General features: G+C 62.2%; 29 protein-coding genes. 25 read left to right on the forward strand and 4 right to left on the reverse strand.

The annotated features are described in order from the left end of the window. Window positions 1-6 precede the first annotated feature (6 nt). The 16 genes from rpsN to dsbD all read left to right on the forward strand — a co-directional run bounded on the left by rpsN (window position 7) and on the right by dsbD (window position 10,066). Window positions 7-312, forward strand: a complete 306-nt coding sequence (rpsN, locus tag E1742_RS18515) for a 30S ribosomal protein S14 (protein WP_134386518.1) — start codon at window positions 7-9, stop codon at window positions 310-312. Between the two features lie 14 nt (window positions 313-326). Then, window positions 327-722: a 30S ribosomal protein S8 gene (gene rpsH / locus E1742_RS18520; RefSeq protein ID WP_107144086.1), complete on the forward strand. Its 396-nt coding sequence runs from the start codon at window positions 327-329 to the stop codon at window positions 720-722. 10 nt (window positions 723-732) lie between these two features. Continuing rightward, on the forward strand, window positions 733-1,266 hold the full coding sequence (gene rplF / locus E1742_RS18525) for a 50S ribosomal protein L6 (RefSeq protein WP_134386520.1): 534 nt from the start codon (window positions 733-735) through the stop codon (window positions 1,264-1,266). A gap of 13 nt (window positions 1,267-1,279) precedes the next feature. Beyond that, window positions 1,280-1,642 carry a 50S ribosomal protein L18 gene (gene rplR / locus E1742_RS18530; RefSeq protein WP_134386522.1) on the forward strand — a complete coding sequence of 121 codons (363 nt, stop codon included), beginning with the start codon at window positions 1,280-1,282 and terminating at the stop codon, window positions 1,640-1,642. A 10-nt stretch (window positions 1,643-1,652) separates the two neighbouring features. Beyond that, entirely contained in the window at window positions 1,653-2,171 is a 519-nt protein-coding gene (rpsE, locus tag E1742_RS18535; RefSeq protein WP_107144083.1) for a 30S ribosomal protein S5, read from the forward strand. A 4-nt stretch (window positions 2,172-2,175) separates the two neighbouring features. After that, entirely contained in the window at window positions 2,176-2,358 is a 183-nt protein-coding gene (rpmD, locus tag E1742_RS18540; protein WP_130186541.1) for a 50S ribosomal protein L30, read from the forward strand. 27 nt (window positions 2,359-2,385) lie between these two features. Further along, window positions 2,386-2,817, forward strand: coding sequence for a 50S ribosomal protein L15 (gene rplO / locus E1742_RS18545; RefSeq protein ID WP_134386524.1), 432 nt, complete (start codon window positions 2,386-2,388; stop codon window positions 2,815-2,817). A 27-nt stretch (window positions 2,818-2,844) separates the two neighbouring features. Continuing rightward, window positions 2,845-4,179: a preprotein translocase subunit SecY gene (secY, locus tag E1742_RS18550; RefSeq protein ID WP_134386526.1), complete on the forward strand. Its 1,335-nt coding sequence runs from the start codon at window positions 2,845-2,847 to the stop codon at window positions 4,177-4,179. Window positions 4,180-4,193: 14 nt separating this feature from the next. Beyond that, complete coding sequence (gene infA, locus E1742_RS18555) at window positions 4,194-4,412, forward strand: translation initiation factor IF-1 (protein WP_005663428.1); 219 nt, start codon at window positions 4,194-4,196, stop codon at window positions 4,410-4,412. Between the two features lie 33 nt (window positions 4,413-4,445). After that, window positions 4,446-4,559 (forward strand): 50S ribosomal protein L36, encoded by a 114-nt coding sequence (rpmJ, locus tag E1742_RS18560; RefSeq protein WP_005663407.1) that lies wholly within the window; start codon window positions 4,446-4,448, stop codon window positions 4,557-4,559. 18 nt (window positions 4,560-4,577) lie between these two features. Further along, entirely contained in the window at window positions 4,578-4,943 is a 366-nt protein-coding gene (gene rpsM, locus E1742_RS18565) for a 30S ribosomal protein S13 (RefSeq protein ID WP_093556901.1), read from the forward strand. A 14-nt stretch (window positions 4,944-4,957) separates the two neighbouring features. After that, the gene (rpsK, locus tag E1742_RS18570; RefSeq protein ID WP_028101645.1) at window positions 4,958-5,362 is read left to right on the forward strand and encodes a 30S ribosomal protein S11; all 405 of its coding nucleotides are present in this window, start codon (window positions 4,958-4,960) and stop codon (window positions 5,360-5,362) included. 256 nt (window positions 5,363-5,618) lie between these two features. After that, the gene (gene rpsD, locus E1742_RS18575) at window positions 5,619-6,242 is read left to right on the forward strand and encodes a 30S ribosomal protein S4 (RefSeq protein ID WP_134386528.1); all 624 of its coding nucleotides are present in this window, start codon (window positions 5,619-5,621) and stop codon (window positions 6,240-6,242) included. 106 nt (window positions 6,243-6,348) lie between these two features. Then, window positions 6,349-7,326 carry a DNA-directed RNA polymerase subunit alpha gene (locus E1742_RS18580; RefSeq protein ID WP_134386530.1) on the forward strand — a complete coding sequence of 326 codons (978 nt, stop codon included), beginning with the start codon at window positions 6,349-6,351 and terminating at the stop codon, window positions 7,324-7,326. Between the two features lie 276 nt (window positions 7,327-7,602). Then, window positions 7,603-7,998 carry a 50S ribosomal protein L17 gene (rplQ, locus tag E1742_RS18585; RefSeq protein ID WP_107144078.1) on the forward strand — a complete coding sequence of 132 codons (396 nt, stop codon included), beginning with the start codon at window positions 7,603-7,605 and terminating at the stop codon, window positions 7,996-7,998. A gap of 304 nt (window positions 7,999-8,302) precedes the next feature. After that, window positions 8,303-10,066 (forward strand): protein-disulfide reductase DsbD, encoded by a 1,764-nt coding sequence (gene dsbD / locus E1742_RS18590; protein WP_134386532.1) that lies wholly within the window; start codon window positions 8,303-8,305, stop codon window positions 10,064-10,066. A 213-nt stretch (window positions 10,067-10,279) separates the two neighbouring features. On the opposite strand, the gene E1742_RS18595 is transcribed toward dsbD, so the two are convergent. Then, window positions 10,280-10,765 carry a Spy/CpxP family protein refolding chaperone gene (locus tag E1742_RS18595; RefSeq protein WP_134386534.1) on the reverse strand — a complete coding sequence of 162 codons (486 nt, stop codon included), beginning with the start codon at window positions 10,763-10,765 and terminating at the stop codon, window positions 10,280-10,282. A gap of 230 nt (window positions 10,766-10,995) precedes the next feature. Between E1742_RS18595 and E1742_RS18600 the strand changes: the two genes are divergently transcribed. The 6 genes from E1742_RS18600 to E1742_RS18625 all read left to right on the forward strand — a co-directional run bounded on the left by E1742_RS18600 (window position 10,996) and on the right by E1742_RS18625 (window position 19,259). Further along, the gene (locus E1742_RS18600) at window positions 10,996-11,721 is read left to right on the forward strand and encodes a response regulator (protein WP_134386536.1); all 726 of its coding nucleotides are present in this window, start codon (window positions 10,996-10,998) and stop codon (window positions 11,719-11,721) included. After that, entirely contained in the window at window positions 11,718-13,040 is a 1,323-nt protein-coding gene (locus tag E1742_RS18605; RefSeq protein WP_134386538.1) for an ATP-binding protein, read from the forward strand. Before E1742_RS18600 ends, E1742_RS18605 begins: the two co-directional genes overlap by 4 nt. 171 nt (window positions 13,041-13,211) lie before the next feature. After that, entirely contained in the window at window positions 13,212-14,381 is a 1,170-nt protein-coding gene (locus tag E1742_RS18610; RefSeq protein WP_134386540.1) for an efflux RND transporter periplasmic adaptor subunit, read from the forward strand. Further along, window positions 14,378-17,515: an efflux RND transporter permease subunit gene (locus tag E1742_RS18615; RefSeq protein WP_134386542.1), complete on the forward strand. Its 3,138-nt coding sequence runs from the start codon at window positions 14,378-14,380 to the stop codon at window positions 17,513-17,515. The genes E1742_RS18610 and E1742_RS18615 overlap by 4 nt, the downstream gene beginning before the upstream one ends. 170 nt (window positions 17,516-17,685) lie before the next feature. Continuing rightward, window positions 17,686-18,609, forward strand: a complete 924-nt coding sequence (locus E1742_RS18620) for a hypothetical protein (protein ID WP_134386544.1) — start codon at window positions 17,686-17,688, stop codon at window positions 18,607-18,609. 11 nt (window positions 18,610-18,620) lie between these two features. Then, window positions 18,621-19,259, forward strand: a complete 639-nt coding sequence (locus E1742_RS18625) for a CatA-like O-acetyltransferase (RefSeq protein ID WP_134386546.1) — start codon at window positions 18,621-18,623, stop codon at window positions 19,257-19,259. A gap of 36 nt (window positions 19,260-19,295) precedes the next feature. On the opposite strand, the gene E1742_RS18630 is transcribed toward E1742_RS18625, so the two are convergent. Further along, window positions 19,296-20,486 carry an MFS transporter gene (locus E1742_RS18630; protein WP_134386547.1) on the reverse strand — a complete coding sequence of 397 codons (1,191 nt, stop codon included), beginning with the start codon at window positions 20,484-20,486 and terminating at the stop codon, window positions 19,296-19,298. A gap of 105 nt (window positions 20,487-20,591) precedes the next feature. Between E1742_RS18630 and E1742_RS18635 the strand changes: the two genes are divergently transcribed. Further along, on the forward strand, window positions 20,592-21,500 hold the full coding sequence (locus E1742_RS18635) for a LysR family transcriptional regulator (RefSeq protein ID WP_134386549.1): 909 nt from the start codon (window positions 20,592-20,594) through the stop codon (window positions 21,498-21,500). Window positions 21,501-21,542: 42 nt separating this feature from the next. Here E1742_RS18635 and hemB read toward each other — a convergent pair whose 3' ends face one another. Continuing rightward, entirely contained in the window at window positions 21,543-22,556 is a 1,014-nt protein-coding gene (gene hemB, locus E1742_RS18640; RefSeq protein ID WP_134386551.1) for a porphobilinogen synthase, read from the reverse strand. A gap of 29 nt (window positions 22,557-22,585) precedes the next feature. After that, window positions 22,586-23,305 carry a ribosome biogenesis GTP-binding protein YihA/YsxC gene (gene yihA / locus E1742_RS18645; protein ID WP_134386553.1) on the reverse strand — a complete coding sequence of 240 codons (720 nt, stop codon included), beginning with the start codon at window positions 23,303-23,305 and terminating at the stop codon, window positions 22,586-22,588. Between the two features lie 130 nt (window positions 23,306-23,435). Here yihA and E1742_RS18650 point away from each other — a divergent pair, with 130 nt between their 5' ends. Continuing rightward, window positions 23,436-24,104 (forward strand): c-type cytochrome, encoded by a 669-nt coding sequence (locus E1742_RS18650; RefSeq protein ID WP_134386555.1) that lies wholly within the window; start codon window positions 23,436-23,438, stop codon window positions 24,102-24,104. 187 nt (window positions 24,105-24,291) lie between these two features. Then, window positions 24,292-26,379, forward strand: coding sequence for a cytochrome c biogenesis protein ResB (locus E1742_RS18655; protein ID WP_134386557.1), 2,088 nt, complete (start codon window positions 24,292-24,294; stop codon window positions 26,377-26,379). Window positions 26,380-26,382: the final 3 nt, after the last annotated feature.

A 26,382-nucleotide genomic window follows, 5' to 3' on the forward strand; every position in this document is an offset into this window, starting at 1 on the left:
ACGATCATGGCAAAACTCGCACTGATTAACCGTGAACAGAAGCGTGCTGACCTGGTGGAGAAATTCGCCGCCAAGCGCGCCGCTCTGAAGGCCATCATCGATGACCAGTCCAAGTCGGAAGAAGAGCGTTACGAAGCGCGCCTGAAACTGCAGGCCCTGCCACGCAATTCCGCACCGACCCGCCAGCGTAACCGCTGCGCCATGACCGGCCGTCCACGTGGCACCTTCCGTAAATTCGGTCTGGCCCGTACCAAACTCCGTGAATTCGCCATGCGTGGCGAGATCCCGGGTATGACCAAAGCCAGCTGGTAATAGGAGAATAAGCAATGAGTATGAGCGATCCTATCGCCGATATGCTGACCCGCATTCGCAACGCCCAGGGCGTGCAAAAAACGACCGTGGCGATGCCATCGTCGAAAGTCAAAGTAGCGATTGCCAACGTCCTGAAGGACGAGGGTTACATTGAAGATTTCGCCGTGTCTTCGAACGAAGGCAAGACGGAACTGAAGATCGGTTTGAAATATTATGTGGGCCGTCCTGTCATCGAGCGCCTCGAGCGCGTGTCCCGTCCGGGCCTGCGCGTCTACAAGGGCAAGGATGAAATCCCGACCGTCATGAACGGCCTGGGCGTTGCCATCGTGTCGACCCCGCAAGGCGTCATGACCGACCGCAAAGCGCGCGCTACCGGTGTAGGTGGCGAAGTCATCTGCTTCGTGGCTTAAGGAGTAACACATGTCTCGAGTAGCTAAAATGCCGATCGCCGTGCCGGCTGGCGCAGAAGTCGCCATCTCCGCACAAGCGATCACCGTCAAGGGCCCGCTGGGCACCCTGACCCAGAGCCTGAACGGCCTGGTCAAAGTAGTCAACGATAATGGCACGCTGACGTTCGACGTGGCCAACGACAGCCGCGAAGCCAATGCCATGTCCGGCACGCTGCGCGCTCTGGTCAACAACATGGTTACCGGCGTCACCAAGGGCTTCGAGAAGAAGCTGTCCCTGGTCGGCGTGGGTTACAAGGCGCAAGCGCAAGGCGACAAGCTGAACCTGTCCCTGGGCTTCTCCCACCCTGTTGTACACGCAATGCCAGCAGGCGTCACCGTCGCTACCCCAACGCCGACCGAAGTCCTGATCAAGGGCATCGATCGTCAGCAGGTTGGCCAGGTTGCCGCTGAAGTGCGCGCTTACCGCTCCCCTGAGCCTTACAAAGGCAAGGGCGTCCGCTATGTGGACGAAGTGGTTAAGATCAAAGAAACCAAGAAGAAGTAATTAGGGGCTGACGATGGACAAAAAAGAATCTCGTCTGCGCCGCGGACGTCAAACCCGCATCAAGATCGCACAACTGAAAGTGAACCGCCTGTCGGTCCACCGCACTAACCTGCACATTTATGCGAACCTGATCAGCCCGGACGCTAAAGTTCTGGTTTCGGCGTCTACGGTGGAAGCAGAAGTGCGCGCCGAACTGGCCGGCAAGTCGGGCAAGGGCGGTAACGCCGCCGCTGCCGCTCTGGTTGGCAAGCGCGTCGCCGAAAAGGCAATCAAGGCAGGCATCACCGAAGTAGCGTTCGACCGCTCCGGTTTCCGTTACCACGGCCGTGTGAAGGCGCTGGCAGATGCCGCGCGTGAAGCCGGTCTGAAGTTCTAAGGGTACGATCATGGCAAAAATGCAAGCAAAAATGCAAAGCGACAAGCCGGATGACGGCATGCGCGAAAAAATGATCGCGATCAACCGCGTGACCAAAGTGGTCAAGGGTGGTCGTATCATGGGCTTCGCGGCGCTGACCGTGGTTGGTGACGGCGATGGCCGCATCGGCATGGGCAAGGGCAAGTCGAAGGAAGTACCGGTCGGTGTGCAGAAGGCAATGGAAGAAGCCCGTCGCAACCTGATCAAGGTGCCTCTGAAGAACGGTACCCTGCAGCACACGGTAACCGGCCGTCACGGCGCTTCGCGCGTCATGATGAGCCCGGCCAAGCCAGGTACCGGCGTCATCGCTGGTGGCGCAATGCGCGCTATCTTCGACGTGATGGGCGTGACGGACGTGGTGGCGAAATCCACCGGTTCGAACAACCCGTACAACCTGGTGCGCGCCACCCTGGACGGCCTGTCGAAAATGAGCACTCCTGCTGACATCGCTGCAAAACGCGGCAAGTCGGTAGAAGACATTCTGGCTTAAGGGGATGACCATGAGCACTATCAAAGTCAAACTGGTGAAGGGCCTGATCGGCACCCGCCAAGACCACCGCGCTACGGTGCGTGGTCTGGGCCTGCGCCGTGTCAACTCGGTTTCCGAGCTGCAGGACACGCCATCGGTACGCGGCATGATCAACAAAGTCGCCTACCTCGTTAAAGTCGTGTCGTAAGCCCCGGCTTACGAACTGGAGAACACAATGGAATTGAATACCATTCAACCAGCCGAAGGCGCGAAGCACGCTAAGCGTCGCGTTGGCCGCGGTATCGGCTCCGGCCTCGGCAAAACCGCCGGCCGTGGTCACAAAGGTCAGAAATCGCGTTCGGGCGGCTTCCACAAAGTCGGCTTCGAAGGCGGTCAGATGCCTCTGCAACGCCGTCTGCCAAAGCGCGGCTTCAAATCGCTGAACGCCACCTTCAAGGCTGAAGTGCGTCTGTCCGACCTGAACGGCCTGGCCGTCGGCGAAGTCGACCTGCTGGTCCTGAAGCAGGCTGGCGTGCTGAGCGTGCTGGCACGTGACGTCCGCGTCATCGCATCGGGCGAAATCACCAAAGCAGTGACCGTAAAAGGCCTGAAAGTGACCGCCGGCGCGAAAGCGGCCATCGAAGCGGCCGGCGGCTCGGTAGCCTGAGACGCTTGAGCTTGAACGGAGCGAAAATTGGCGACTAATCCGCAGCTTGCTAAAAGTGCCGCAGCCGGTTTCCCTTGGGGCCGTCTGTGGTTTTTGCTGGGCGCTCTGGTAGTCTACCGCATCGGGGCTCATATCCCGGTGCCGGGAGTCGACCCGGTACAGCTGGCCGCACTGTTCAAGTCGCAGGAGGGTGGGCTGCTGGGCATGTTCAACATGTTCTCCGGCGGCGCCCTGTCGCGCTTCACGGTGTTCGCGCTGGGCATCACGCCCTACATTTCGGCCTCGATCATCATGCAGCTGGTGTCGATCGTTTCGCCGCAGATGGAAGCGCTGAAGAAGGAAGGGGAGTCGGGTCGTCGCAAGATCACCCAGTACACCCGTTACGCCACCGTGTTCCTGGCCTTGTTCCAGGCGTTCGGCATCTCGGTCGCGCTGGAAGCCCAGCCTGGCCTGGTGATCGATCCGGGCATGGCCTTCCGCTTCACCTCCGTGGTGACGCTGCTGACCGGCACGATGTTCGTGATGTGGTTGGGAGAGCAGATTACCGAGCGCGGTCTTGGTAACGGCATCTCGATCATCATCTTCGCCGGTATCGCCGCGGGTCTGCCGGGCGCGTTGGGTGGTTTGTTCACCCAGGTGTCGACCGGTGCGATCAGTGCGATCTCCGCCATCATCATCGTCATCCTGGTTGCAGCTGTGACCTATGCGGTGGTGTTCGTGGAACGTGGCCAGCGCAAGATTCTGGTGAACTATGCCAAACGTCAGGTCGGTAACAAGATCTACGGTGGGCAAACCAGCCACCTGCCCCTGAAGCTGAACATGGCAGGCGTGATTCCGCCGATCTTCGCATCGTCGATTATCTTGTTCCCGGCCACTATTGTGGACTGGTTCTCGCGTGGTGCGGACAACGCCAACCCCGTTGTACGCTTCCTGAAAGACTTTGCTGCATCGTTGAGCCCAGGCGAGCCTATCCATGCATTGCTGTATGCTGTGGCAATCGTGTTCTTCTGCTTCTTCTACACCGCACTGGTGTTCAACAGCAAGGAGACGGCGGACAACTTGAAGAAGAGCGGGGCCTTTGTGCCAGGGATTCGTCCCGGTGAGCAGACTGCCCGTTACATCGACAAGATCCTGACCCGATTGACGCTGGCTGGCGCCGTCTACATCACCGCTGTGTGCCTGTTGCCGGAGTTTATGCAAGCCCAGTGGAAAGTATCGTTCGTATTTGGTGGTACTTCTCTGTTGATTATTGTAGTGGTGACCATGGACTTCATGGCCCAGGTCCAGAACTACGTGATGTCGCAGCAATATGAGTCTCTGCTGCGTAAGGCAAACTTCAAAGGCGGCATTCCGACCCGCTGAGCGAACAGGTCAACATGGCAAAAGACGACGTCATACAGATGCAAGGCGAGATTCTGGAGAATCTGCCAAATGCGACTTTTCGAGTAAAGCTGGAAAACGGCCACGTGGTACTCGGCCACATTTCGGGTAAAATGCGGATGAACTATATCCGCATTCTCCCTGGCGACAAGGTGACGGTGGAGTTGACGCCGTACGACCTGTCCCGGGCTCGTATTGTGTTCCGGACCAAGTAATTTTAAGTAATCGAATCCAAAGAGAGTGCAAAAATGAAAGTTAACGCTTCAGTCAAGCGGATCTGCCGCAACTGCAAGATCATCAAGCGCAAAGGCGTCGTCCGCGTCATCTGCGTGGAACCACGTCACAAGCAGCGTCAAGGCTAACAGTTCGAGGAATAACGAATGGCACGTATTGCAGGGGTTAACATCCCAAATCATCAGCACACCGTGATCGGCCTGACGGCAATCTACGGCGTGGGCCGCCCACGTGCGCAGTTCATCTGCGCCCAAACGGGTGTTCCAACCAACAAGAAGATCAAAGACCTGGACGACAGCGAGCTGGAAAAGCTGCGTGACGAAATCGGCAAGTTCGTAGTGGAAGGCGATCTGCGCCGCGAACTGTCGATGAACATCAAGCGTCTGATGGATCTGGGTTGCTACCGCGGTATGCGTCACCGTAAGGGCCTGCCGGTCCGCGGTCAGCGTACCCGCACCAATGCTCGTACCCGCAAAGGTCCGCGCAAAGCCGCACAATCGCTGAAGAAATAATCTAGGGAACAACTATGGCTAAGCAACAAAGCAGCGCAGCAGCAGCGCGCGTTCGTAAGAAAGTCAAAAAGAACGTCGCTGAAGGCATCGCACACGTTCACGCTTCCTTCAACAACACGATCATCACGATCACCGACCGTCAGGGCAACGCTCTGTCGTGGGCAACTTCGGGCGGCGCCGGCTTCAAGGGCTCCCGTAAGTCGACCCCGTTCGCAGCGCAGGTTGCTGCCGAAGCGGCTGGTAAAGTTGCACAGGAATGCGGCGTGAAGAACCTGGAAGTGCGTATCAAGGGCCCAGGTCCTGGTCGCGAATCCGCTGTTCGCGCACTGAACAACCTGGGTATCAAGATCACCGAAATCCAGGACGTGACGCCAGTGCCGCACAACGGCTGCCGTCCTCCAAAGCGTCGCCGTATCTAAGCCCAGGCTTACTTACCGTCGTTTTTCGGCATCAGCAAGACTATGGCCGGTCCGGTGTGGATCGGCCACCGTCGCCCTGAAGTAAAAATCGCTGGAACAGTAGATCGGAAACGGTTATACTGTCCGGCTATTTTTGCCTGTTCGCTTTCTGGCGACGGGCATGTTGAGCCACCGTCTGGCGAATTAGAGGGTCAGACTAGCGCCTGATTGCACCCGATGCGATCTGGGGCGTCATTTATCATTTAAGGAAAATACCGTGGCACGTTATATCGGACCAAAAGCAAAACTCTCCCGCCGTGAAGGCACCGACCTGTTCCTGAAGAGCGCACGTCGTTCGCTCGATTCCAAGTGCAAACTGGACGTCAAGCCAGGCCAGCATGGCGTCAAGTCGGGTGCCCGCACCTCCGACTACGGCAACCAGCTGCGCGAAAAGCAGAAGGTCAAGCGTATGTACGGCATCCTGGAACGTCAGTTCCGCCGCTACTTCGCCGAAGCCGACCGTCGCAAGGGCAACACCGGCGAAACGCTGCTGTCCCTGCTGGAAACCCGTCTGGACAACGTTGCCTACCGTATGGGCTTCGGCTCGACGCGCGCTGAAGCACGTCAGCTGGTATCGCACAAAGCGTTCACCGTCAACGGTAACGTCGTGAACATCGCTTCCTACGCAGTCAAGATCGGCGACGTCATCGCCGTGCGCGAGAAGGCCAAGAAGCAGACCCGTATCGTTGAAGCCCTGTCGCTGGCCGAACAAGTCGGCATGCCGGCATGGGTCTCCGTGGATTCCAAGAAAATGGAAGGCACGTTCAAGTCCCTGCCAGAGCGTAGCGAAATCGCCAACGACGTCAACGAATCGCTGATCGTCGAACTGTACTCGCGTTAATCGCCGTACACCGTAATACCCCGCCCACTGCTTGCAGTGGGCGTTTTCACTAATGCCATCAGCCTTATCGGTGTAACGAGCCGAGGGTAATGAAAAGGACATTTCAATGCAAAACAGTTTGTTGAAGCCACGTATCATCGACGTCGAAGCCCTGGGCGCCGGTCACGCTAAAGTCGTGATGGAGCCGTTTGAACGCGGCTATGGCCACACGCTGGGCAATGCCCTGCGCCGCGTGCTGCTCTCGTCGATGATCGGCTACGCGCCGACGGAAGTCACCATCGCCGGTGTCGTGCACGAGTACTCGTCGCTGGACGGTGTGCAGGAAGACGTCGTCGACCTGCTGCTGAACCTGAAGGGCGTGGTCTTCAAAGTCCACAACCGCGATTCCGTCACGCTGACCCTGAAGAAGGAAGGCGAAGGCGCCGTGCTGGCATCGGATATCGACCTGCCGCACGACGTCGAACTGATCAACCCGGATCACGTGATCGCTCACCTGACCGCCGGTGGCAAGCTGGACATGCAGATCAAGGTCGAAAAAGGCCGTGGTTACGTGCCTGGTAACGTCCGTCGCCTGTCGGAAGACACGAACAAGACGATCGGTCGCATCATCCTGGACGCGTCGTTCTCGCCAGTGCGCCGCGTTTCGTACTCCGTGGAATCGGCTCGTGTGGAACAGCGTACCGACCTGGACAAGCTGATCATCAACATCGAAACGAACGGCGTCATCACGCCGGAAGAAGCGATCCGCCAGTCCGCACGCGTGCTGGTTGACCAGCTGAACGTGTTCGCTGCGCTGGAAGGCACGGAAGCGGCCGCCGAAGCACCGTCGCGTGCTCCGCTGGTCGATCCGATCCTGCTGCGTCCGGTCGACGACCTGGAACTGACGGTCCGTTCCGCGAACTGCCTGAAAGCCGAAAACATTTACTACATCGGCGATCTGATCCAGCGTTCGGAAAACGAGCTGCTGAAGACCCCGAACCTGGGTCGCAAGTCGCTGAACGAGATCAAGGAAGTGCTGGCATCGCGCGGCCTGACCCTCGGCATGAAGCTGGAAAACTGGCCGCCTGCCGGTCTGGAAAAGTAATTGCAATTGGGACCTCGATAAACCTACTGCGCGGGCCCATTTCCGACCTGCGATGCTCCGCTGCGGCGGATTGACCGTACTAAAGTAAGGTCGCGCTTCTTAGTCGGAACTGAGCCCTGCTCGCTACGTTTCTCGAGGCCCTTTGGCGCTAGTAGCTGTACCGTTGAGGCATGTCGCCGCAGCGTTTAATTTACTAACCGACCCGCGCCTGGGCGATTTCAACCTCACCCTGGCGATCGAAGAGTTCGGATATAAACATCATTGAAAGGAAGTACCATGCGTCACCGTCACGGCCTCCGTAAACTGAACCGTACCTCGTCCCACCGTCTGGCAATGCTGCGCAACATGACCGTTTCGCTGCTGCGTCACGAAGCGATCAAGACCACCGTGCCAAAGGCAAAAGAACTGCGCCGCGTGATCGAGCCGATCCTGACCCTGGGCAAGACCGACACCCTGGCAAACAAGCGCCTGGCGTTTGCTCGCCTGCGCGATCGTGAAATGGTTCAGAAACTGTTCGCTGAACTGGGCCCGCGCTACGCTAACCGCAACGGCGGCTACCTGCGCATCCTGAAGATGGGTTTCCGTGTTGGCGACAACGCTCCAATGGCTTACGTCGAGCTGCTGGACCGTCCGGAACCAACCGAAGTCGAAGCTGCACCGACCGCTGAGTAATTCATCAGCGTTCACTGAAAAAGCCGGGTCCGCCCGGCTTTTTCTATGGGCAGATGGTTTGTGCGACACTTTCGCGACAGACGCCGGCCGCCCCGACCGCCTATATTGGCGGCGGTGAACGCCTCCCGCGCCGTCGCGGCTGTTGCCTCAAAACAGGGGACTGTCCCGGGTTTTTGGCGTACCATGCTGGCGAATTGTCTTTTTGCAGAGTGATCAAATGTCCTTCCTGCTGCGCCTGTGTGCCATCTTCTTGCCGAAAAACTGGGGACAGGCTCCATTTTTCGGTCAACTTCTCAAAGCGCTGATGTGTCTGGCAGTGCTGCTCGCCGCGCCCGCTCAAGCCGACGAAGCGTTCCTCGATCCGACGGTTGCGTTCCAGATGTCGGCACGCATGGCCGACGCGAAAACCGTCGAAGTGACGTGGAAGATCGCCGAGGGGTATTACATGTACCGCGAGCGCTTCGCGGTCAAGGCGCAGGGTGCGGCCACGGGTGCCCCCCTGATCCCGCCCGGCAAGGTGAAGTTCGACGAAACGTTCGCTAAAGAGGTCGAAACCTACCGCCACAGCGTCGTCATCCGCGTGCCGGTCGAGGCCAGCGGCCCGTTTACCCTGACCGCCACGGGACAGGGCTGTTCCGACAAGGGGCTGTGCTATTCGCCGCAGGACGCGACCGTCAGGATTGGCGGCATGCCGGGCGACGTCGGCGTCGCCGCCAACGCCGCACCGGCGGCATCGCCGTTCAGCCTGCAGATGAGCCCTTCAACGTCCAGCGGCCCCGCCAGCGCTCCCGCGGACGTGGCACCTCCCCAAAGCGAACTGGGCCGCATTGACAGCGCGCTGCAGGGCGGCCGCATGATCGTCATCGTACCGCTGTTCCTGCTGCTGGGCCTGGGGCTGTCGTTCACGCCTTGCGTCCTGCCGATGGTGCCGATCCTGTCGTCGATTATCGTCGGCGAAGGCAGCGCGACGACGCGCAGGCGGGGCGTCATCCTGTCCGGCAGCTATGCGCTCGGCATGGCGATCGTCTACACGGCGCTGGGCGTCGCCGCCGGCCTGATCGGCGAGGGCCTGGCGGCCGCACTGCAGAATCCGTGGGTGCTTGGCGCGTTCGGACTGGCGATGGCGGCCATGGCGCTGTCGATGTTCGGCGTGTACGAACTGCAGCTGCCGTCCAGCCTGCAAAGCCGCCTCGCGGCAGCGTCAGGGCGCCAGTCGGCCGGCAAGCTGGCGGGCGTGTTTGCGATGGGCGCGATCTCCGCGCTGATCGTCGGCCCGTGCGTGGCAGCGCCGCTGGCCGGCGCGCTCGTCTACATCAGCCAGACGCGCAATGTCCTGGTCGGCGGCAGCGCGCTGTTTGCCATGGCGGTCGGCATGAGCGTGCCGCTGATGCTGGTCGGGCTCTCCGCCGGTTCATTGCTGCCGCGTGCCGGCGCATGGATGGACGCCGTCAAACGGTTCTTCGGCGTGTTATTGCTGGCCATGGCGTGGTGGCTTGTGTCGCCGGTATTGCCGGGCGTCGTGCAAATGTCGGGCTGGGCCGTGCTGGGGATCGGCTACGGCACTTATCTGTTCAGGCAGAAATATGGCTGGGTGGCAAAAGGGATCGCCATGGTGTCACTTGCCTTCGGTATTGTCCAGATGATCGGCGTGGCCACTGGCAGCCGCGATCCGCTGGCACCGCTGGCCCATTTGACCGGCAATGCGCCGGCCCCGGTACATTTCAAACGCATCGCCAACGTCCAGGAGCTGGACAGCATTCTCGCCAATACCGGCGGCAAGACGGTAATGCTCGACTTTTATGCCGACTGGTGCGTCGCCTGCAAGGAAATGGAGAAGCTGACATTCATCGATCCTGCTGTACAGGAGAAACTGGCCAATACGATCCTGTTGCAGGCCGATGTCACGGCGAATAACGCGGCGGATAAAGAACTGCTGAAGCGATTCAAACTGTTCGGCCCGCCTGGGATTATATTGTTCGACCCGAACGGCCGGGAAATTCCCGATTCCCGTGTGGTCGGTTTCCAGAACTCGACAAAGTTCCTCGCATCGTTGCAGAAGCTGGACTAGCGCGGGCGGGACGGGCACGGCGCCTTCGCCGAGTACCCGACCGCCATGCCGGTCGCCGTCGCGAAAGCTGACGGCACCAAAAGCGCCGTGACCGGCGCTTTTTTTGACCGCACCAACACGTCACAGCCAGAATCAGGCGCGATCGAGCCAGACGTTGGCACGCGTGGCGCAAAAAGGCGGGGCGAGGTTCTGCCCCGGCTACTTCGACATCGATCAGCCTTGCTGTTTCTGCATGTCGCCACGCACACGATCGTGCCGATGCCGGCCCTGATGCGCGGTCGCCGCGTCGAACGTCTTCTGCTGCTCCGGCGTCAGCACGGCATAAAACGTTTTCAATGCCGCCAGCCGGCTTTCCTGTTTTGCCAGTCGTTCTTTCTGCAGCTCCAGCATTTTCTCCATTCGTTCCGGTGCCGGCAGATCCTTGAAACCAACACGGTCCGCGCGCCCGACCGGCGTTTGCGGGTTGATCGCGGCGATATAGGTATTCCATGCCGGTTCCTGGGCCGCCGTCAGTTTCAACGCATCGTGCAGCTTCTGCTGGCGTTGCGCAATATGTTCGGCGCGCTTGGCGGGATCGAATTTGGTGGCGGCATAGGTGCGGTGATGTGGCGTCGTCGCTTCCTGGGCTTGCGCGGCCATTGCGGAGCTCAGGCCGATAACTGTCATGCCGATAATAAGGGATTTGCGCAGGGTGTTCATATTCTGTCCTTCGGAGTTAATGCTGCATTAAAAGATCATGTGCATCTCGATCGATAACGCTCTGCACATGAGACTCATCTTGGCAGCCATCTGTTTCGATGAAGTGTCGCGGGTGCCGTTATTTGTATCCGTTTGTTTCCTTTAAGCTTGCGACTTTGCTGCAATATTCATATACAAGACGATACAAACAGGCGTTAGGCGCGCGCCACGGAACTGGGGATAATTGAGGGATGGAACCTACATCGAGCATTCTGATCGTCGACGACGACCGCGATATCCGCACCCTGCTGGCGGACTACCTGGAGACGAACGGCTACCGCACGTTCGGCGCGCAGGACGGTGCCGCCATGTGGAAACTGTTGGACGAGACCAAGCCCGACCTTATCGTTCTGGACCTGAACCTGCCGGGCGAGGACGGCCTGACGATCTGCCGCAAGCTGCGCGCCCATTCAAACCTGCCTGTCATCATGCTGACGGCCCGCAGCGAGCCGCTGGACCGCATCCTCGGTCTGGAAATGGGCGCGGACGACTACCTGCCAAAGCCGTTCGAACCGCGTGAGCTTCTGGCGCGCATCCGCAGCGTCTTGCGTCGCAGCAATACGATGGCGGCAGGCGGGGCCGACAAGGCTGCGCAGATCCGCTTCTCCGGCTGGACGCTGGATCTGACGGCGCGTCATCTGCTCAATCCGGACGGCACGGTGATCATGCTGTCCGGCGCCGAGTTCCGTCTGCTCAAGGTATTCCTGGAGCACCCGAACCGCGTGCTGAACCGCGACCAGCTGCTCAACCTGACGCAGGGGCGCGACGCCGACCCGTTCGACCGTTCCATCGACATCCAGATCAGCCGCCTGCGCCAGAAGCTGGGCGAGGATGCGCGCGTGCCGCAAATCATCAAGACGGTCCGTAACGGCGGGTACGTGCTGGCCGGCGCCGTCTCGGTGGAGCCCAGAGTGTGAAGGCATTCTTCAACTCCATGACGGGGCGGGTGTTTTTTGCCCTGATGCTGGGGATTATCGCGTCGGCCGCGCTGACGCAATGGCTGGCGTTGAATGAACGTCAACGTACCCTGGAACGCTACCGCAATTTTCATGCGCTGGAGCGGGCCGAACAGATCATCGAAACGGCGGACGTGGTGCGCCCCGAATCGCGCGCGCAGTATTTGCAGGTGGCCAGCAAAGGCACCGTCCAGCTGGAACTGGCGGCGCACGAGGCACCCGCGCTGCCAGCCACGGAGTTCTCCGCCGCGCTGGCGCAGCGCCTCGGCCGCGAGTTCCAGGTCACGCCGATTGCCGAGCGGCCACCCAGCTGCGACAAGCCGATTGCCACCAACACGCTGTTCGGCGCCACGCAATGGCGCGGCACCTGCGAATCGGTCCAGATTGCCATGACGGACGGCCAACTGCTGAAACTGTCGGTCCTGCCGCCGCGCGCGCCGGCGCCGACGGGGCACAACGAATACGCCGTCATCCTCCCGTTCCTGCTGAGCATTGCCGTCCTTGCCTACCTCGTCACCCGCATGACGGTGCGGCCTTTGAGGCAGCTGGCGCAGGCGGCAAAAGACCTGGGCAACGACATCAATCACCCGCCGCTGGGCCTGACGGGCGCCAGCGAAATCCGCCAGGCCAGTGCCGCGTTCAATGCAATGCAGGCACGTATCCGCCAGTACATCGCGCAGCGCACGGAAATGCTGGCGGCCATCACGCACGATCTGCAGACGCCGCTGACGCGCCTGCGCCTGCGGCTGGAAAAGGTCACGGACGAGGACTTGCGGCAAAAGCTGATCGGCGATCTCTCGGCGATGCAGGCGATGGTCAAGGAAGGGCTGGACCTGGCGCGCAGCATCGACGCCGGTGGCACGATGCAGAAGCTCGACCTGGATTCGCTGCTCGACAGCGTCTGCGCCGACGCGGTCGAGGCCGGCCAGCCTGTGGAACTGAAGGGCTCGGCAGGAATGGCGCTGCTGGGCCGGCCACTGGACATCCAGCGCTGCCTCGTCAACCTGATCGACAACGCCGTCAAGTACGGACAGAAAGCGCACGTGACGGTGGAACGGCTGGCCGGCGCCGCGCGCATCCGCGTCCGCGACGAAGGTCCGGGCATTCCGCAGGACCAGCTGGCACGCGTGTTCGAACCGTTTTATCGGCTGGAAAGCTCGCGCTCGCGCGCATCCGGGGGGACGGGCCTGGGCCTGACAATTGCCCGCAATATCGCCGAGCAGCATGGTGCCACGTTAAGTTTGTCCAATGGCGACAACGGGGGCTTGAAGCCGTGTTAACACTGCCTGAATTTTATGCAGGGAAGTAATCAGCGGGACACAAAATGATGCGACAATGCCGCGCTAAATGCCGTGCGGCAACATGAAGCATAAACAAACCATGATAAAAACAGCCACTTGGGAGCCTGGCATGGCCGGCTCGTGCTACTCACTTATCACCGCAGTTCAATAATGAAAAAGAAAACTCTGGGAGTTCTCGTCGGCGTTGCCGTCGTTGTCACCGCCGGCGCGTGGCATTTCACGCGTCCCGCCGAGGCACCACAGGCAGCTGCCGGCAAGGGTAACGGCTTCGGGGGGCCGACGACTGTCAATATCGTCAAGCCACGCCGGCAGGACGTTCCCGTCCAGCTGCAGGCCAACGGTACCGTCAGCCCCATCAGCACCGTCGACCTGCATCCGCAGACCACCAGCACCATCGTCAAGGTGCACGTCAAGGAAGGCCAGTTCGTCCAGCAGGGCGACCTGATGTTCTCGCTGGACAGCCGCAGCGAAGCGGCCAATGTGCAGAAGGCCGATGCCCAGGTGGCGCGCGACCGCGCCAGCCTGGCCGACCTGGAACGCCAGTACAAGCGCAGCATGGAACTGCTGGCGCAGAATTTCATTGCCCAGGGCGCCGTCGATACGCTGAAAAGCCAGGTGGACGCCGCGCGCGCGCTGCTCGAGGCGGACGTTGCCGCCGCGCGCGCCGTGCGCGTGGACCAGAGCTACACGTCGATCCGTGCGCCGATGACGGGCCGGGTGGGCGCCATCAACGTCTATCCGGGCAGCCTCGTGCAGCTGACGACGTCGCTGGCGACGATCACGCAGCTCGATCCGATCAATGTTGCGTTCACGTTGCCGGAAAACGCCCTTGCCGCGCTGCTGGACGCGCAGCGCGCCGGCAAGGTGGCCGTGCAGGCGTTCCAGAACAATTCGCCACAGCCCATCGAAGGGCACCTGAGCTTTATCGACAACACGGTCGATCCGGTCGCCGGCGTCATCCGCGTCAAGGCCCAGTTCGACAACAAGGGGACGCGCCTGTGGCCGGGCCAGTACGTCAACACGACGCTGACGGTGCAAACCTTGAAGGACGCGCTGGTGGTACCGCAAAACGCTATCATCACGAACACCCGCGGTACCTTCGTGTATACCGTCGGGCCGGACAACACGGCGAAGATGGCGAACGTCGAGCGCCTGTACGCCTTCGGCGCGGATGCCGCCGTGCGCGGCCTGCAAGGGGACGAAAAAGTCATCGTCGAGGGCAAGCAGAACCTGCGGCCGGGCGGCAAGGTGCGCATCGCGGATACGCGCGTGGCCGACCAGGGGCGCAGCGGCGGTAAAGACAAGGGTGGTATCGAATGAGCCTGTCCGAGCTTTCCATCCGGCGCCCCGTCATGGTGGTGCTGCTGTCGCTGACCCTGATCCTGGCCGGCGTGCTGGCCTATCTGAAGATACCCGTCGCGGCTCTGCCCAGCTACAACACACCTGTCATCAACGTCAGCGCGGATCTGCCTGGCGCCAGCCCGGACACGATGGCGTCGTCCGTGGCGCTGCCGCTGGAAAAGCAGTTCTCGACGATTGCCGGCCTGCAGATGATCACGTCGACAAGCACGCAGGGCAACACGTCGCTCACGCTGGAGTTCGATTCCAGCATCGACGTCAATGAGGCAGCGGTAGACGTGCAGGCGGCGCTGCTGCGCGCCCAGCGCCAGCTGCCGCAGGAAATGACGGACCTGCCGTCGTACCGCAAGATCAACCCGGCCGACGCGCCCGTGCTGTTCATGGCGATGAATTCGCCATCGCTGTCGCTGTCCGAACTGAACGACTACGCGGAAAACCTGATCGCGCCCAGCCTGTCCACATTGCCTGGCGTGGCCCAGGTCACGGTCAACGGCCAAAAAAGATTCGCGGTGCGCATCCGCGCGAAATCGGACCTGCTCAATGCCCGCGACCTGACCCTCGCGGAGGTGCAGGCGGCCGTGCGCAACGCCAACGCCAACACGCCGCTGGGCGTGCTGGACGGGCCGTCGCAGACGCTGACGATCCAGGGCAGCCCGCAGATGATGAAGGCGTCGGAGTTCCGCGACCTGATCATCGCCGTGCGCAATGGCGAACCGGTGCGCCTGAAGGATGTCGCCACCGTCGAGGACAGCTTCCAGTCCATCAAGTCGTTCGGCAGCTATAACGGCGAGCGCGCCATCGTGCTGCTGGTGCAGCGCCAGCCCGATGCGAACACGGTGCAGGTCGTCGATGGCGTCAAGGCGCTGCTGCCGCGCTTCAAGGCGCAATTGCCCGAGTCAATCAATATCGCCCTCGTCAACGACCGTTCCGTGTCGATCCGCGAGGCGCTGCATGACGTCAATCTGACCCTGGCGCTGACGATCGTGCTGGTCGTGCTCGTCATTTTCCTGTTCCTGCGCCGCGCTGCCGCCACGTTCATCCCCGCCGTGACGATGCCGATCTCGCTCCTGGGCGCGCTCGCGCTGCTGTACGCATTCGGCTACAGCCTGGACAACATCTCGCTGCTGGGCATCACGCTGGCCGTCGGTCTGGTTGTCGACGATGCCATTGTCGTGCTGGAAAACATCGTGCGGCACATCGAGCATGGCAAGAAGCCGCTGCAGGCAGCGCTGATCGGCGCGCGCGAGATGGGCTTCACCATCGTCTCGATCTCGATCTCGCTGGTGGCCGTTTTCATTCCCATCTTCTTCATGCCGGGCGTGATGGGCCTGATGTTCCATGAATTCGCCGTCGTGGTGGCGCTGTCCGTGCTGGTGTCCGCCGCCGTGTCGCTGACGCTGGTGCCGATGCTGGCATCGCGCTTCCTGCCGGCCGACTCGCATGAAACGTCCGGTGACGACAGCTTTATCGGCCGCCACTTCGAAGCCGGCTTCATGAAGGTGCGCAACGGCTACGCGCGCACGCTGGACATGGCGCTGCGCCACCGCTTCGTGGTGCTGGGCATTGCTGTTGGCACGTTCGCATTGACGATCGTCATGTACAGCGCGATCCCGAAAGGCTTTTTCCCCGAAGAAGACATCGGCCAGATCCGCATCAACACGGAGGCATCCGAAGACATCTCGTCGGCTGCGATGCTGGGGTTGCAGGAGAGGGTGGCGGCGCTGATCCGCGCCGACCGCAACGTCAAGGACGTCGTCTCGTTCACGGGCGGTGGCAACACGGGCCGCATGTTTGTCGTGCTGAAAGACCGTTCCGAGCGCGACAAGATGCCGCAGGTGCTGGAAAGCCTGCGCAAGGCGACGCGCGAGGTGGCCGGCATTGCCGTCTACATGTCGCCGGTGCAGAACCTGCAGCTGGGCGGACGGCCGTCGAAGAGCCGCTATCAGTACACGCTGCAATCGGTCAGCCCGGATGCGCTCAGCGAGTGGGCCGAGCGCTATCTTGAGCGCATGCGTTCGGACCCGGACTTCCGCGACGTGACGAGCGATTCGCAGAACAAGGGCCTGCAGGCGTCGCTCAAGATCGACCGCGACAAGGCCAACAATCTGGGCGTCGCGCTCAGCGATATCCGTACGGCGCTGTACCTGGCGTTCGGCGAGCGCCAGGTGTCGACGATTTATTCGTCCGCGGCCAGCTATTACGTGATCCTCGAAGCTGCCGACGAGGACCGCCGCTTCGAGGACGCTTTGACGAAGGTGTCCGTGCGGAATACGTCCGGGCAGCTGGTGAAACTGTCCAGCTTCGCGACCGTCGAGCGCACGGTGGGCCCAACGGCCGTCAACCACCAGGGCCAGCTGCAGGCGATTACGCTGTCGTTCAACCTGGCGCCAGACGTACCGCTGGGTAACGCCACGGCCAAGATCGACGCGATGGGCCAGGAATTCGGGCTGCCGCCGTCGATCATCACCACGTATGGCGGCGACGCTGCCGTGTTCCAGAGCTCGCAAAGCAGCCAGGTCATCCTGATCGTGGCCGCGCTGGGCGTCATCTACGTGCTGCTGGGCGTACTGTACGAAAGCTATATTCACCCGCTTACCATTCTTGCCGGCTTGCCGTCGGCCGCCGTGGGCGCGCTGCTGACGTTATGGATCTTCAAGATGGACCTGACGATGATCGCCATTATCGGCATCCTGATGCTGATCGGTATCGTCAAGAAAAACGCCATCATGATGATCGACTTCGCGCTGCAGTTGCAGCGGGAGGAGGGCAAGCCGCCGGTGGAAGCGATCCGCGAAGCGTGCATCCTGCGTTTCCGGCCGATCCTGATGACGACGCTGGCAGCGCTGATGGGCGCGCTGCCGATCGCGCTGGGCCTGGGCGCCGGCGCCGAGCTGCGCCAGCCGCTGGGCCTGGCCGTCTGCGGCGGCCTGATCTTCTCGCAGGTCATCACCTTGTACATCACGCCGGTGATCTATCTGTTCCTGGACAAGTACAGCGGCACGGGCCCGATGAGCGACAGCGACCTGGACGACAGCGAACCCCCGTTGGGCCAACAGCCGGTGGAGCTGAAAGCCGTGAACCTGTCGAAGCACTGAGCCAAGCCTGTATCCAGCTCGGGGGCCGACCCCGAGGTGGACACGAGCCCGGCAGTACGGAAGGAGCGCGCTCGAGGGATACATACGGTAACATCCGTTAACGACAAGCTCGCGTAAGCTTGCTCGACTTTGGCCCGGCTTGCCGGTTTGTGCACAGAAAACGGTTTATCTTGTTCCAGTCAAGCCACACCCACGGTCCCGACGAGTATTGCCCCACCTGCGGCCAGCCCCTGCCGCCCGGTGGCCTGATTCCGCAATATGGCCGCAAGCAGCCGAACCGGATCGGTCTCGGCATTGCCATCGGCCTGCACGTGTTGATCCTGCTGCTGGCGCTGATGAATCCGCAGACGTTCGTCAAGCTGAAGCCACCGTCGAAACAGGGCGAGATGGTCTGGGTCGCCCCTGTCGCGCCTACGCCGGCCCCGGCGAAAACTGCGCCGGCACCCAGGCCGACACCGACCCCGCAGAAGCAGGCGCCGAAGAAGGTCGCGAAAGCGCCTCCGCGTCCGGCGCCGCCGTTGCAACCCCGCACCAATCCGGATGCCATTACGGAGAAGCAGCAGCAGGAGCCGCCACCGGTACAGGCGAAGCTGACGCCGCCGCCGCCTGACGTTACGGACATGTCCCAGCTGATCGAAGCGAACCGCCGCAAGCGTGGCGCCACGTCGTCCCCGCCGGCCGATTCGGCCGAGAGCGAAGACGCCAAGGCCAAGGCGCGCGCCATCGCCAACATCATGGGTGCGCAGGGCCGCAACGCGGCCGGCGACCGCGAGGATTCGGGCGGCATCTTCGACGTGCAGAACCAGACCTTCAACAGCGCCGACGTCAAGTTCCGCGGCTGGAATACCAACTTCAAGCGCCGCTGGCTGCAGCAGGTGCACGTGGAGCTGGGCAACGAGATCGATATCGAGAATGCTGTCGTCACAAAAATGATCGAGCTCATCCGCAAGGAAAAGCCGGGCGACTTCGAATGGGAGTCGCACCGCCTGGGCCGCGTTGTCCGGATGAGTGCCCGCAAGGAGGATGAAGCGGAGCTGCGCGCCTTCCTGCTGAAGGAAATGTATCCAAAATATATCCGGCCGGCAGGCCGCTGAATGGATCGCTGATGAACAATTTTGAACGGCGGCGCGACCGCTTCGAGATGTTTGACGGGATGGACAGTCCCGCCCTCAATCTCACATTTACGCTGGAGCTGCCCGACTTCCGGCCATGGTGCAGGGAAGAAGGGCTGGCGCCGTTCCACGTGCTGCTGTGCGCGGTGCTGCGCTCGACGTTGAAGGTGGAAAATTTCCGCTACCGCGTGCTCGATGGCGACGTGCTGCGCATCGACCGGCTGCGGCCGTCGTTTACCGTCACCAATGCGAACAACGACGTCAATTTCGCCCAGTTCGAATGGACGGATGACCTGCGCGAGTTTGTCGCCCGTGGCCGGGCGGCCGGCGCCGCGGCTTCCGCAATGACCGAGCTGAACCGTTTTTACCGCGCCATGACGCCGCGCGAGTGCCGCGACCAGGTTTTTATCACGTGCATTCCATGGCTGGACTTCACGTCCATCCAGCATCCCACGGCGGCGCTGGACAACCCGGACATTCCATCGATCGCCTGGGGCAAATTCCGCGACGCACCGGGCGGGCGGTTGCAACTGCCGTTCTCGGTGCAGGCCCACCACGGTTTCGTCGACGGGTTCCACATCCACCAGCTGGCGCAGCAGATCGAACGGGAACTGACCGGGTTCATGGCATAAAACCCGGGACAGTCCCCTGTTTTGAGGCAGTGCCGCTTACGCCGCCTTGCGCTCCGGCAGCGCCTCACTGATCCAATAGATCAAGGCCAGTGCCGGCAGCGCCATCCCCGCCAGCAGTGCAGCATGCCAGCCGTACTGCGCATACACCCAGCCACCCAGGGCGGAGCCGGCAGCGCCGCCGGCAAAGAACGCGGCGAAATACAGGCCGTTGAGCCGACTGCGCACTTCGTGGCCCAGCATGAAGATGGCACGCTGGCCCAGCACCAGGTTGCCGGCGACGCCCATGTCCAGCACGATCGACGCGGCCACCAGCACGGCCAGCGCGAAGGCATGCGAGCCCGGCACCAGGAGCGGCAGCGCGAAGCCGGCAATACCGAGGATTAACGCGACCGCCGTGGCAATAGTGCTGTGCCCCTTGTCGGCGAGCTTGCCGGCAATGGGCGAGGCCACCGCGCCGGCCATGCCGACCAGCGCGAAGACGGCAATCGCCGACTGCGACAGCCCGAACGCGGGTCCGGCCAGCACCTGCGGCACGACAGTCCAGAACAGGCTGAACGCACCGAACAGGCCGGCGTGATAGGCCGCACGGCGCCGCAGGATGGGCGTCGTGGCAAACAGTGTCCACAGCGAGCCAATCAGTTTTGGGTACGACAGGGCGGCTTGCGGCACGCGCTGCGGCAGTTTGAAGCGCAACACGACCGCCAGCAGCGCAATCAGCACGGCGGCGCCGCCAAATACGACGTGCCAGCTGGCATGATCGGCAACCAGGCTGGCGGCGGGCCGCGCCAGCATCACGCCCAGCAGCAGTCCGCTGACGACCTTGCCCACCGTGTGGCCCCGTTCGGCCTCGCTGGACAGGTGCGCGGCAAACGGTACCAGTACCTGCGCCGCCACCGACGACAGGCCGATGGCCAGCGCCGCCGCCAGGAACACGGCTGCACTGGTGGCGAAAGCCGCAGCCAGCAGCGCCACCGACGCCACGCCCAGCGCCACGACGATCAGCCGGCGGTTTTCCAGCAGGTCGCCCAGCGGCACGACAAACAGCAGCCCCAGGGTATAGCCGACCTGCGTCAGCGTGACGATCAACCCGGCCGCGGCTGGTGAAAGGCCCGTCGCGGCGCTGATGGGGCCGACCAGCGTCTGCGCGTAGTACAGGTTGGCGACGATCAGCCCGGCCGCAGCGGCCAGCAGTGTGACCATGCCGCGTGAAATGGAAGTTGAATTCATGATGGCCTCGAAGGGTAAGAAACGATGAGGCCAGTCTAGAGGAGTTCGCTGTTCAGATAATCAGCGCATAATGCACCTCTACAATTCACTTTATATGAACAATCAATGGACAAGGTCAAGGCCATGCAGACGTTCGTCCGGATCGTCGAGGCGAACAGTTTTACCAAAGCGGCTGAGACGCTGGGGCTGCCCCGCGCCGCGCTGACCGCAACGATCCAGAAGCTGGAGGCGTATCTCGGCACGACGCTGCTGCTGCGCACCACGCGCAAGTTGGCACTGACCAGCGACGGCGCCGAATACTACGAGCAATGCGTGCAGATCCTCGCCGCCATCGACGTGGCGGAGCAGGGGTTTCGCTGTGCGGCGTCCGCGACGCCGCGCGGCACCCTGCGCATCGAGCTGCCGGGCGCCGTCGGCCGCAACGTCATCCTCCCCCGGCTGGGCGCTTTCCAGGCGGCGTATCCCGAAGTGTCGCTGACGATCAGCCTGGCCGACCGCCTGGCCGACCTGACCCAGGAAGGCGTCGACTGCGCACTGCGGGTCGGCGCCTTGCAGGATTGTGCGCTGGTCGGGCGGCAGATGGGCAGCATGCGTTTCGTGACGTGCGCGTCGCCCGCCTATCTCGCCAAGCACGGCACGCCGCGCAGCATTGCCGACCTGCGCACGCACCGCGGCATCGTTCACTTCTCGGGACGCACGGGGCGGCCGTTCGACTGGGATTTCGTGGTGGAGGATGGCCGCGTGGAAACGGCGCAGGTGGGCGGCCCCGTCGCCATCGACGATGCCGACGCCAACGTCATCTGCGCCTTGCAGGGCATCGGCATCACGCAGGCGGCGGCGTACCAGGTGCGGGCGCACCTTGAAAGCGGGGCGCTGGTGGAGCTGCTGGGGGAGACGCCACCCGTGCCGATGCCGGTGTCGCTGCTGTATCCGAAAGGGCGGATGGCGACGGCGAAGGTGCGGGTGTTTGCGGAGTGGGTGGCGGGGGTGCTGGCGGACGAGCCGGATTTCTGAACGCCGGGAACAGGCACCTGTCCCCGAAGGCCGTAGCCAGTCTTATCCCTGTTTCAGCTTGCGCGCGATATCGATCGCAAAATATGTCAAGACGCCATCGGCGCCGGCACGTTTAAAGGCCAGCATGGCCTCCATCATCACCTTGTCGTGATCGAGCCAGCCATTCTGCGCGGCCGCCTTGATCATCGCGTACTCGCCGCTGACCTGGTAGGCGAATGTCGGTACCTTGAATTCGTCCTTCACGCGGCGCACGATGTCGAGGTACGGCATGCCCGGCTTGACCATGACCATGTCGGCGCCTTCCTGCAGGTCGCCGGCCACTTCGCGCAGCGCTTCGTCGCTGTTGGCCGGGTCCATCTGGTACTGGTTCTTGTCGCCCTTGCCCAGGTTTTTCGCCGAGCCGACGGCGTCGCGGAACGGGCCGTAGAAGGCTGACGCGTACTTCGCCGAATACGCCATGATGCGCGTGTGGATGTGGTTCTTTTCTTCCAGTGCCTGGCGGATGGCGCCGATGCGGCCGTCCATCATGTCCGATGGCGCCACCACGTCCACGCCGGCATCTGCCTGGGCCATCGCCTGGCGCACCAGCATTTCGGTGGTGATGTCGTTGATGACGTAGCCGTTATCGTCGATCAGGCCGTCCTGGCCGTGGCTCGTGTACGGGTCGAGCGCCACGTCCGTCAGGATGCCCAGCTCCGGGAAGCGCGCCTTCAGCTCGCGTACGGCGCGCGGCACCAGGCCTTCAGGGTTGGTCGCTTCCACGCCGTCCGGCGTCTTCAGCGATGCGTCGATCACCGGGAACAGTGCCAGCACGGGGATGCCCAGGTTGACGCACTCCTCGGCCACCTTCAGCAGCAGGTCCACCGACACTCGCTCCACGCCCGGCATCGACAGCACCGGCTCGCGCACGTTCGTGCCTTCCAGGATGAAAACCGGGTAGATCAGATCGGCGGGGGTGACGACGTTCTCGCGCATCAGGGCGCGCGAGAACGGATCACGGCGCATGCGGCGCATGCGCATGGCAGGGAACTGGGCGGAGAAGTGAGGGCTGTGCATCGCGGTGTAGTCCATTCAGCAGTAAAAAATCATTGTTCGTCGTCGGGCGCTTCCGGCGGATCCAGGTCTTCCGGTGTGGGCGGGTCGATATCCAGGCCGACCAACTGCTCGATCTTCGCCGTCGCTTCCTCGATACCGATGCGCTTGAGCGCCGAGAACAGCTGCACGGTGAACGGGAAGCCCACGCCATCCTCGTCGACATAGCTGTCCAGCTTTGCCTGCGTCTGGCGCAGGATGTTGACGGACTCGTTGCGATTGAGCTTGTCGGCCTTGGTGAGGATGCAGTGGATCGGCTTGCCGCTGGGGGCAAACCATTCCAGCATCTGGATATCCAGGTCCGTGAACGGGCGGCGCGCGTCCATGATGAGGACCAGCGCGGCCAGCTGTTCGCGGCGTTGTACATAATCGCCCAACAGGCGCTGCCAGTGCAACTTGGCGTCCCCCGATACTTCGGCGTAGCCGTACCCTGGCAAATCGGCCAGCAGGCAACGTATTTCGGCCTGGTTCGTCTCATCCTTCCGGTGCATTGCCACGTGGGCGCCGCCGATGGAGAAAAAGTTGATGTGCTGCGTGCGGCCCGGTGTCTTGGACGCGAACGCCAGGCCCTTCTGGTTGCACAGGATATTGATTGCAGTGGATTTTCCGGCATTCGAGCGGCCCGCGAAAGCGATTTCGGGAACCGTCGTTCGGGGGAGGTCACGCAGATGATTGACGGTCGTAAAGAAGCGGGCTTGCCAGAGCTTGGACATGGAGATAGGGGGGAAATTGCAAGGAAGACAGGCTTTTGGCCGAGGAAGCTATTGTACAATAAGGCGTTACTTCGCTTGCGGTCCGCGTCACTGCGAACATTTTATTGACTCTTCTCTGTAGGGTGTCTGAATGAATCGTGCGTTTACACCGGTGGTACATTCCATATTCACAGCGTTGATGTTCGTTTCGGGCGCAGCCTTCGCTGCAGACGCCGCCCACCCTGCCGCGGCGGCCAAAGTCGATCCGGCCAAGGGCTCGTCCTTGTACACCGATGGCGACAACGCGCGCGGCCTGCCCGCCTGCGTGTCCTGCCACGGTGCCGCGGGCAACTCCACCATCGCCGCCAATCCGAAGCTGGCGGGCCAGCCGGAATCGTACCTGTACAAGCAGCTGGTCGACTTCACGACGCCGGAGCGCCAGAATCCCGTGATGACGATGTACGCCAAGATGCTGACGGACGCGGAGAAGAAGAACATCGCCGCCTGGCTGTCCACGCAGGGCTCGAAACCGGGCGCCGCGAAGAACAAGGACACCGTCGAATGGGGCAAGACCATCTATCGCGGCGGCATCGCGGACAAGAAAATCCCGGCCTGCGCCAGCTGCCACGGTCCCGCGGGGGCAGGCAACCCGGCCCGCTACCCGCGCATCGGCGGCCAGCACCAGGACTACACGATCGCCCAGCTGGAGGGCTTCAAGGGCAAGGGCCGCAAGAACAGCGCCGAGATGACGACGATCGCCGAGCGCATGTCCAGCGACGAGATCAAGGCGGTCGCCGATTACGTGGCGGGCCTGAAGTAAAGCGCGCCGGGTGGCGCATCGACCGACAAGGGGCGGCAGCGCGAGCTGGCTGCCCTTTTTCTTGGCGTTCGTCGGCCGAAATGACTAGTTCTTCCGCCGCGTCGCCGTAGGCACATCGCCGCGCCGCTCCATTTGCGCCTGCCGATTTGATAGTATGCAGTGCGCACCACTCACCTGATTCCATCGCATGAGCACCACCTCGACCACCGGTATCCGCCTGCACACCCGCCGTCCCGCCGTGAACGAAGCCATCGAGCTGCTGTCGTCGATGCGTTTTGCCATCGCGCTGCTCGTGATGATCGCGATTGCCGCCATCATCGGCACGATCATGCAGCAGAACCAGCCCATGCCGAACTACATCAACCAGTTCGGCCCTTTCTGGTTCGACGTGTTCGACAAACTGGGGCTGTATGCCGTCTACTCGGCGTGGTGGTTCCTGCTGATGATGGCGTTCCTCGTCACGTCGACGTCGCTGTGCATCTTCCGCAATGCGCCCAAGATGATGAAGGACATGCGCAGCTGGCGCGAGAACGTGCGCGAGCAGTCGCTGCGCAATTTCCATCACAAGGCCGAATGGCAATCGCCGCTGGCGCGCCTGGCGCTGGCGCAGCAGACGGCGGCGCGCCTCGGCCACGCGGGCTACCAGGCCAGGATCGTCGAGAAGGACGGCGGCACCCTGGTGGCTGCCAAGCGCGGCGCGGCCAACAAGTTCGGCTACATCTTCGCGCACAGCGCCATCGTCGTCATCTGCGTGGGCGGCCTGCTCGATTCGGATATGCCGATCCGCATCCAGGAATGGGTGCTGGGCAAGGAGCCGTTCAAGGGCAACGGCATCATTGCCGACATCCCCGCGAAACACCGTCTCGGTCTCGGTAACCCCACGTTCCGCGGCAACGCCATGATCCCGGAAGGGCAGGCCAGCGACACGGCCATCGTGCCGCGCGCCGATGGGGTGCTGATCCAGCCGCTGCCGTTCACCATCGAACTGAAAAGATTCAATATCGAGTTCTACAGCACCGGAATGCCGAAGCTGTTTGCCAGCGAAGTGGTGGTGCGCGACCATGAAACGAAGCAGACCTTCCCTGCCACGATCGAAGTGAACAAGCCGCTGATCTACAGGGGCCTGGCCGTCTACCAGTCCAGCTTCGAGGACGGCGGCAGCAAGCTGAAAATGACGGGCTTCCCGATGACGGGGCCGCAATCGGCGAAGTTCGAGATGAACGGCGAAGTGGGCGGGTCGACGAAACTGGACGACGCCTACACCGTCGAATGGTCCGACTTCCGTCCGTTCAACGTGGAGAACATGGCCAGTCGCGACGCGCGCGACGTCAGGAAAGGCGAGAGCTTCGACAACGCGTTTGCCAATGGTCTCAGCAGGCAGCTGGGCTCCGCGGCCAAGAACGCCAACAACAAGGACCTGAAAAACGTCGGCCCCAGCGTGCAGTACAAGCTGCGCGACAAGACGGGGCAGGCGCGCGAATTCCAGAACTACATGCAGCCCGTCACCGTCGATGGCGCGACCGTGTTCCTGTCCGGCGTGCGCGCCACCCCGGCCGAGCCGTTCAGCTACCTGCGCATCCCTGCGGATGACGAGCACAGTGTGCGCGACTGGATGCGCCTGCGCGCCGCGCTGCACAACCCGGAGTTGCGCGGCCAGGCCGCGCAGGCCTACGCCCGCCGCGCGATGCCGCAATCGAGCCGCGCCGAGGCGATGGAATCGCAGCTGGCGCTGTCGGCGCTGAAAAGCATGGAGATCTTTGCCGGCAATGCGCAGTCGGCCGGCTTCATGGCCGTCAGCCGCTTCCTGGAAAAGGTCCCGGCCGCCGAGCAGGAAAAAGCGGCGGACATCTTCATGAAGATTTTGAACGGCACGTTGTGGGAGTTGTGGCAGGTCGCGCGCGCGAAGGACGGCCTGGCGCCTGCCGCGGCGGACGAGCCCCACGCGCGGTTCCTGCAGCTGGCGACCAATGCCTTGTCGGACAGCGCTTTCTACGGCGCGCCGGTCTACCTGCAACTGGACGAATTCACGCAGGTAAAGGCCTCCGTGTTCCAAATCACGCGCTCGCCCGGCAAGGCCGTCGTCTACCTGGGCTGCGCGCTGCTGGTGCTGGGCGTGTTCTCGATGTTCTATATCCGCGAGCGCCGGCTGTGGGTGTGGATCCGCGATGACGGGCAGGGCGCCCATGCGCTGATGGCGATGAGCACGCAGCGCAAGACGCTGGACTTCGACAACGAGTTCGACGCATTGAAGAAAAACCTGCCGAAGACGGCGTAAAAA

Source organism: Pseudoduganella plicata (genome assembly GCF_004421005.1).
GTDB classification, from domain to species: Bacteria; Pseudomonadota; Gammaproteobacteria; order Burkholderiales; family Burkholderiaceae_D; genus Rugamonas; species Rugamonas plicata.